Origin of the sequence: Weissella sp. MSCH1 (assembly GCF_045799135.1) — a bacterium.
In the GTDB taxonomy this organism is placed as follows: domain Bacteria; phylum Bacillota; class Bacilli; order Lactobacillales; family Lactobacillaceae; genus Weissella.
Window position 1 is genome coordinate 1 of the sequence record NZ_JBJMBA010000016.1, and the last position, 6,959, is coordinate 6,959.

Genomic DNA, 6,959 nt, shown 5'->3' on the forward strand with positions numbered 1-6,959 from the left:
TCATACAATAAACGTCATTTAAACGCGCATTGAAGCGTGAAAGCATATCAGAACCATCCGCCATGAGATCTTGATTCAGATAGGATTTCGACACATCAATTTCTTTGTTGGCGTGATGGTCAGTTTTACGTTCAAAATGAACGGCTAGGCCGGTAACTGAACCACGCGTATTTTTCTTTAAATGCGCCATTAAAAATGCCTCCTCGAAAAAGGTTTTCCAAGACCAGTATAACACCGTTAAAAATCTGGTATAGCCTGTTATACCAAAATTTTATTTTGGACAGGCTCTGCGAGGCGCGTCATCGACAAGCGATGACAGTAGCGTTTCCCCTTCCTACTGGGGAAATTGCTATTTTACATCGCCTATTATCCGGCTCGTAAAACCTCCGGCGGGTCACACGGTGACGGGGCAATTTATCATTGCAGGATCACCTTCAGCGGGAGCATGTCATGCAGAACGCTACCCGCGTGGGGCAAGCTGGTGTCAGCTTAACCACATAAAAAATAAGTTGAGATAGTATCTGTATCTATCTCAACTTATTTTGAATGCTAATATAATTTCTCATCGTATTAAGTTATGACCAATATTCCCTGTAAGCAAACTACACGCGTTTTTTTGGTAACAATTTTAATAAGTCTACACTGGTATGGATTATAACCAGAATTATCAGAATGATATAAAAGGAATTACCTGAGGTGAGCTTATTCTCGATCATCATGTAAATTAATATCATGACTGCGCTCAATAAGAAAATAAGATTAAGTATAGTATTTGCGATGCCTGATACTTTCTTTTCAAGTAATATGTCCTTATAGTTGTTATCTTCCCTAATCAGTTCATCCAATGAAATACTGTATAAATCTGAAATCATAATAATGTTAGAGATATCCGGATAACTCTTCCCACGTTCCCAATTAGATACTGCTTGATACGATACGTGTAAACTTTTAGCCATATCTTCTTGTGACAGTTTTTTGTTTTCACGAATGATTTTTATTTTTTCACCTATTTGCATATGCTAAAACCCCAACTTTTATAATCTTTAATACAGAGCTTAGCAAAATTCAGGTTGATAAGTCACTAAAGTATTGCTTGAGTATAATGATGGTATGCTATTTAGCTAAAAAACTGTAATTATAACTACAGCTGTAGTTATAGCTAATGAGTTTAACCAAAATCAATTTGATCTAACATTGTTTCTCGACTTGCTTGGTCTAAACCAAGATAAGTTAAAGTCATAGCTTCACTAGAATGATTCAATAAGTGCATGACTAAACCAATATTGTAGTTTGATTGCGTATAAACGCGATAAGCACCTGTTTTACGCATCGTATGTGTGCCTAAATAGTTGATACCTAATATCTCACCAACACGGGCCATGATCTTGTAAAACTGTTTCTCAGTAATGTGACGGTCTGGATGGGCCGTTGAGGGAAATAACCAATCCGAATTGATGTTTTCTTGGGCTAACCAATCATGATATTGCAGCAAATCTTGCTGAACGGGTTTTAAATATAACGTGTTTGCTTTACCCGTCTTTTTATCATGAATAAAGGCCGTATTTTTAACAGAGCCATCTGGATTATAGACATCCGATTTTTTCAAGGTCATGACATCACTCACTCGCAGCAGGGTGGCTTTGCCAACTTGAAAGATGGTGTAGTTACGGCGACCCGCCCGAAAACTATCTATTAAGGTGTCTTGCACCATTTTTAAGACGTTTGAATCTTTGATGGGTAGTACGATTTGTTGAACCATAAAACATGTATGCCTTTCTAACAATAAATAACCATTATTTTGTCGGTGTCCCATTTGCGGTAATCCGCTTTTACCAAGGGTTTCAGTCGTATTTATAAATCAAATGGATAAAGGTTACTTTGCCAGTTTTTCGATTAACCATTCAATCGAAAAGAAGAGAATAAAAATTATCGGGATAGGCAAAAGTCTGGCAACCCAAATATTGATATCAGGATCTTGAGATAGTACATGGTATAGCCATTCAGCAATTAGAAAGGCACCTATTCCGCTTATAATGGCTTTGATGTTTTTAAACATGATATTCCTCCAATTATTGATGTTAATATAGCGTCTATTATATCATTTAACAAAAAAACAGCCCCCATTATCTAACCGGTAGATAACGGGGGTTGTTTTAATCAGTTTTCACAGGGGCGATTATATAATTATAGTCCCTGAATAAGTTCATATCTGAATAAGATGGATTATGTTAAGCTCTAAGTTGTATAACAATTCTATCTATAGTTAATATGCCTAATTAATTGATTTGTCCAAAAAAACAAACGTTTACTAGTTAAAAATATAAATATTCCAATGAGAATTTCAGTTAGCCCAATAACCCACCATATATCAGTATTTAACATATTTAATAACATCACGAATATAAAAATAGCAACGCAATCGAAAAATACAGAAACAATATACACTAATATGGACAACCAAAATTTATAACCAAATGGTTTTTCCTCATCTACAGTAAATAAATCATCTGCAAATAAAATTAGTGCTCCTATTATTTCTACCATGCTTCTATCCAACCATTATTTCTAATTTTATCATGTTGATCAATTACTTGCGCTAAGTACAATCCAGGATCAGCAAATTTAACCATAGCACCAACGGAACCCTTTATAAGATATCCAAATTGATTAGAATGTATAGTTGCAGCCAATCTACTTTCAAGAGCAGCAGCTAGTGCAGAAAATCCGCGACGTCTTACATAACTTGAAAGAGGACCTCCAGTAATTCCAGCAATTAAGATGTTAAACGTACTACCTAAAAGCCTTACAGACACTGTACCATGTTGCGCTGCCAAAACATCGCTTCCTGAAATAAAATCAAAAGAAGATTGATGATTACTGTCAATATCGTCAATAAGATTAGAAGTTGCTTCACTTAAATTATTATAATTCTCTGATGTAGAATCGAAAATACCTAATAACTGAATATATGCGTCATTAGTATCAGCTTCAGAAGGTAAATTAAGACTTTCAGCAGCATTTCGAACTATTTTTTTAAATGCTTGTTGTGTAGAAACATCCATAGTATTAATGTCAATATCTTTACTCTCTGTTAATGTTGTAGACACATCCGTTTTTTCTTGATTTGATAAACCATCTGTTATATCTGAAACACTAGTAGTATCAGCACTAACAGTTCCTGACAATACTGAATAACCACTAACTGATGGCTTAATTACAGCAGGTAAAAAATAGGAACCTAAGGTTACAATTATCGTCATAATAATTGTCTTTTTAAACAAATTTGAACTAAACATAGATAAATTTTCTTCTCCCCAAAAAATAATAGATATAAAATATAACATAAAAAAATATATAGTAACCGTTTATCATAGCAACAATATTTACTATAGTAATTAAAAATTTAATCAACAAGGGCAATCAGTTTAATTTGAGCAGAGGAATCCCTAAGTATTTAGGACTTTTAAATTTTTTCAAGGTATAATTCAGAATCATATCGATTGTATCAACCACATATATCGTTCTAATTTCTCTTATATCTTCTGCCCAATAGAAATTCCTTACTTTTAAGTCAATAAGGTTAAAACACGTCAGAAACCGATTGAAACTATTTACCAAAATTAAACCACTTTTTATTTTTCTTGTGAGGTGCTTCTTTTATATTTTCTAATGAAGTTTCTTTTTGATTAAAGTCGTTTTTTTCACCATCTTTTGTTGGTGTATTTACCGATTTTAAGTCCTTTATTTCTTCCTTATATTCCTCCAATAGTTTTTTATCTTGTAATGCTAACCTTTGTTGCTGATCTAATAAGTTTTGCATCTGAGCTATCTGTAAATCTTTATTTTCTAATTGTTTGTCTTTAACAGTTAATTGTTGTTCTAATATTGTAAATATAGGTCCATCATCAGTTGTTGTCTTGATATAACTGGTACCATTTACTTTGCCATCGTTACTATTAACGTTGCTCGCGATTTTACCAGCATAGTTACCACCTGAAAAATGCTGACTTAAAAGCATGTAACCAGCAACTGTTACTACCAACGTTTTCACTCCGTTACTATATATAGTTTCTACGTAGTTTTCTCTAAATTCATCAGTCAATCTTTTCCTAACTGCTTGTTTAGATACTTTAAATTCATCAGCAATTTCTCGAATTGTTTTTAGATTTTCACTCATGATCTATATCCTGCCTTTTAACGATTGGTAGATACTGTTCAATCGATTTTTTAAGATACTTAGCAATATTCTTTTTAGAATAGTCATCTTGTTTATCTCGTATATATGCTAAGTGCTCTTTAACCCCTTTTAAACCACGTAACTCTTTTAGTTCGTCATAAAGTGGATAAATATTTTTCTGTAACCCTGACAAAATAGTAGTATCTGTTAAATCAATATATGACAATAAAAACTGCTCCATAAGTAACTTTGTATAGGGACTTTTTATTGCCTTAACAGTCAATATATCTTCTGTTTCTTCTTGACGAATCTTACCCTCGATATAAAAAGAATCATCCTGTTTATAACTGCTGTCATCTGCAATTTGTTTTTTATTAATGTGAAAGACAATGCTATCAATGCTGCGGCCTTTTTTCACTTTTTCGTACGTCACGTTAAAAGTTGTCTGATCATTTATTTCTTGTAAAGGTTTATCTAAAATTTTCTTGCTAAAATTAGTAAATAATTTGTATTCATTAACTGTATCAGTCATTTCTCGTAATTCTCGCATACTGATGATTGGATTACGGTAACTTTCTACTTGTTCTTCTCTACGTCCACCCTTAACGCTGTAATGCTCATACTGGTTGTAATTCATTGACAACCAACGATATAAAATAATCGCATACTTACTGTTCAATTCTGCTATGTCTGACAAAGCATGTTGCGTAAAATTGTTTTTGAGGTTGATTAAATAAGGCATGATTTCACGATGAAATTCGATTTTCACCTCGTCATTATAATCCGTCCATTCAACATATGGAATTGGCACAATACTGGTATATTTAAATCCTTTTTCTTGTTCTTTTTTAATTTGAAAAAATGCTTGTTTCTGCATTTTTTCAATCGCTTCTTTGAAACGACTATGCTTATTACTGTCATTCACCTTAAAGAAAGTAAATAGTTCTTGCTTTGATAAATACACTGTTTGATCTTGAGGTGGATTGTCGGTATCAATTAAAGACACCGCTAGTTCAAACATTTTGAGGGGTGTTTTATCCATCTTGGCAATGGATGTGATTAAACTATTATGTTCGACGACTTTTCGTTTTGATAACTCATTCAAGGTGTGTACCTGCCTTGTCTTTGATTCTGGTATAATTGACATATAAATACGCTCCTTTGGGCGTGTTGTTGGATAAGCATAAAGAAAAACTTTTATTCGGGAATTTCTTTATGCTTTTATTATATCACATCATAAGTACTTGCTTTTTTAAAAAGTACTTATGTACATAGTTTTTTGTACTTATATTGTCCACTAAACCCTTGTTATTAGTGGATTTCTAAACACGCAAAAGAAAAAAAGATTAAAATATAAAAGATAAACTTATAATAGGCTGCGCCTTTTTATTAAACTCATAACAAAACAAAAAGAACCCCATCGTACGTCAATTTTGTACGTAGGGTTCTTTTTGAACGAGTTTCAGGGATATACCCCTTATTATCTAATATTATTCCCCCTTAATAAGCCGATAGCGCTATTTTAACTTGATTAATGATTATTTATACGTTTCATGTCTAAAATCGCTTAGACGGTCAAATAAGCCAGTTTAACGTTAGAGACTGGGTCCTTTAAAAAGATCACGCGTTAAATCAATGATTCGATTAATTAATGCTTTAACTTGTTCAATACCGCGATCTAATCTAGTTGGCGCTATTTTCGTATCTGGATTTGCTCTAGCTGTCGTTAGTGTTTTTAACCAGGACTGGGCTACTTTTTTATTTTTTGTGAGTTCTTCATGATCAAGCTTATAAAGGACATACCGGGCCTCCACATCAGTATGGGCTATCTTGTCGACACCATAATCATTTTTAAGCATGTCACGCATAGCATAATCCATCTGTTGCTGTTCTCGCTGCCGCTTCTGTAGCGCTTGATGCGTTTCTTTTAGGTTTTGATAATCAGCTTGGACGTCTGCTAATTGCGCTTTTACTTGTCCTAACGTGTGCTTGAGTTCTTCCGTCTCATGCTGGTTTTTTAAGGTGGCTTTCTTCATCGTGGCTAACACACTTTTAAAGCGATCTAAGTCATCAGGTTTAAGCACCGTCTTACCAAAGAGGTTTTTAGATAAGTCTTGTTTAAAGGCATCAATTTGTTTTTCGGCTAAGTCTACTTCCGTTAATGCTTGATCCGTGATTTTAAGTACGGCCTGTTTCGCACGAATGTTGTCTTCAATATCGGCTAGTTCCGTTTTTAAGGCATTAAACTGATCATTGTATTTTTTGATTTCAGCGACATTCTCAAACGGTAAGGTTTTGTTATTTAAAATCCCTTGTTCATAAAAAGGCAGCACTTTTTTTAAATGCTGATCTAAATCTTCATGAAATGTTTGTAGATCATGTCGCGTTAGAACTTCTTTAGCTGATACTTTATAACGTGACTTTTTAACATCAAAAACCACCGGAACAAAGGCATAGTGCAAGTGAGGAGTTGTCTCGTCATAATGCACCACAGCGGCCACGGCATTTTCTTGGCCATAACGGTCATTGAGAAATGCCGTGGTTGCTTCAAAAAAGGCGCTCTGTTGCTCGTAGGACGCTTCTGCGAGTTCTTCAGGTAAAGTGACAATCCAAGTGGCTAACGCCTTCACATCGTCTCTTTTCATACAATAAACGTCATTTAAACGCGCATTGAAGCGTGAAAGCATATCAGAACCATCCGCCATGAGATCTTGATTCAGATAGGATTTCGACACATCAATTTCTTTGTTGGCGTGATGGTCAGTTTTACGTTCAAAATGAA

The 6,959-nt window shown here is 34.2% G+C and carries 8 protein-coding genes; all 8 read right to left on the reverse strand.

Going from position 1 to position 6,959, the window contains the following annotated elements; translation table 11 throughout:
• Positions 1–190 (reverse strand): plasmid recombination protein (locus tag ACJ28U_RS00430; RefSeq protein ID WP_407618039.1); only part of this gene is annotated, 190 nt, incomplete at its 3' end.
• Between the two features lie 412 nt (positions 191–602).
• Positions 603–1,016 carry a helix-turn-helix domain-containing protein gene (locus ACJ28U_RS00435; protein ID WP_407618040.1) on the reverse strand — a complete coding sequence of 138 codons (414 nt, stop codon included), beginning with the start codon at positions 1,014–1,016 and terminating at the stop codon, positions 603–605.
• Between the two features lie 152 nt (positions 1,017–1,168).
• Complete coding sequence (locus tag ACJ28U_RS00440) at positions 1,169–1,759, reverse strand: site-specific integrase (RefSeq protein ID WP_407618043.1); 591 nt, start codon at positions 1,757–1,759, stop codon at positions 1,169–1,171.
• A gap of 114 nt (positions 1,760–1,873) precedes the next feature.
• Positions 1,874–2,056: a hypothetical protein gene (locus tag ACJ28U_RS00445; protein ID WP_320647992.1), complete on the reverse strand. Its 183-nt coding sequence runs from the start codon at positions 2,054–2,056 to the stop codon at positions 1,874–1,876.
• A 481-nt stretch (positions 2,057–2,537) separates the two neighbouring features.
• On the reverse strand, positions 2,538–3,344 hold the full coding sequence (locus ACJ28U_RS00450; RefSeq protein ID WP_407618041.1) for a hypothetical protein: 807 nt from the start codon (positions 3,342–3,344) through the stop codon (positions 2,538–2,540).
• Positions 3,345–3,607: 263 nt separating this feature from the next.
• Complete coding sequence (locus ACJ28U_RS00455) at positions 3,608–4,177, reverse strand: DUF536 domain-containing protein (protein WP_199413264.1); 570 nt, start codon at positions 4,175–4,177, stop codon at positions 3,608–3,610.
• Positions 4,170–5,324, reverse strand: a complete 1,155-nt coding sequence (locus ACJ28U_RS00460) for a RepB family plasmid replication initiator protein (protein ID WP_199413265.1) — start codon at positions 5,322–5,324, stop codon at positions 4,170–4,172. The genes ACJ28U_RS00455 and ACJ28U_RS00460 overlap by 8 nt, the downstream gene beginning before the upstream one ends.
• A 448-nt stretch (positions 5,325–5,772) precedes the next feature.
• Positions 5,773–6,959 (reverse strand): MobV family relaxase (gene mobV, locus ACJ28U_RS00465; RefSeq protein ID WP_407618042.1); only part of this gene is annotated, 1,187 nt, incomplete at its 5' end.

Excerpts from the sequence above, each read along its gene's own strand:
- ACJ28U_RS00435 (WP_407618040.1), bottom strand. The coding sequence starts at position 1,016 with ATGCAAATAGGTGAAAAAATAAAAATCATTCGTGAAAACAAAAAACTG.
- ACJ28U_RS00440 (WP_407618043.1), bottom strand. The coding sequence starts at position 1,759 with ATGGTTCAACAAATCGTACTACCCATCAAAGATTCAAACGTCTTAAAA.
- ACJ28U_RS00445 (WP_320647992.1), bottom strand. The coding sequence starts at position 2,056 with ATGTTTAAAAACATCAAAGCCATTATAAGCGGAATAGGTGCCTTTCTA.
- ACJ28U_RS00450 (WP_407618041.1), bottom strand. The coding sequence starts at position 3,344 with ATGTTATATTTTATATCTATTATTTTTTGGGGAGAAGAAAATTTATCT.
- ACJ28U_RS00455 (WP_199413264.1), bottom strand. The coding sequence starts at position 4,177 with ATGAGTGAAAATCTAAAAACAATTCGAGAAATTGCTGATGAATTTAAA.
- ACJ28U_RS00460 (WP_199413265.1), bottom strand. The coding sequence starts at position 5,324 with ATGTCAATTATACCAGAATCAAAGACAAGGCAGGTACACACCTTGAAT.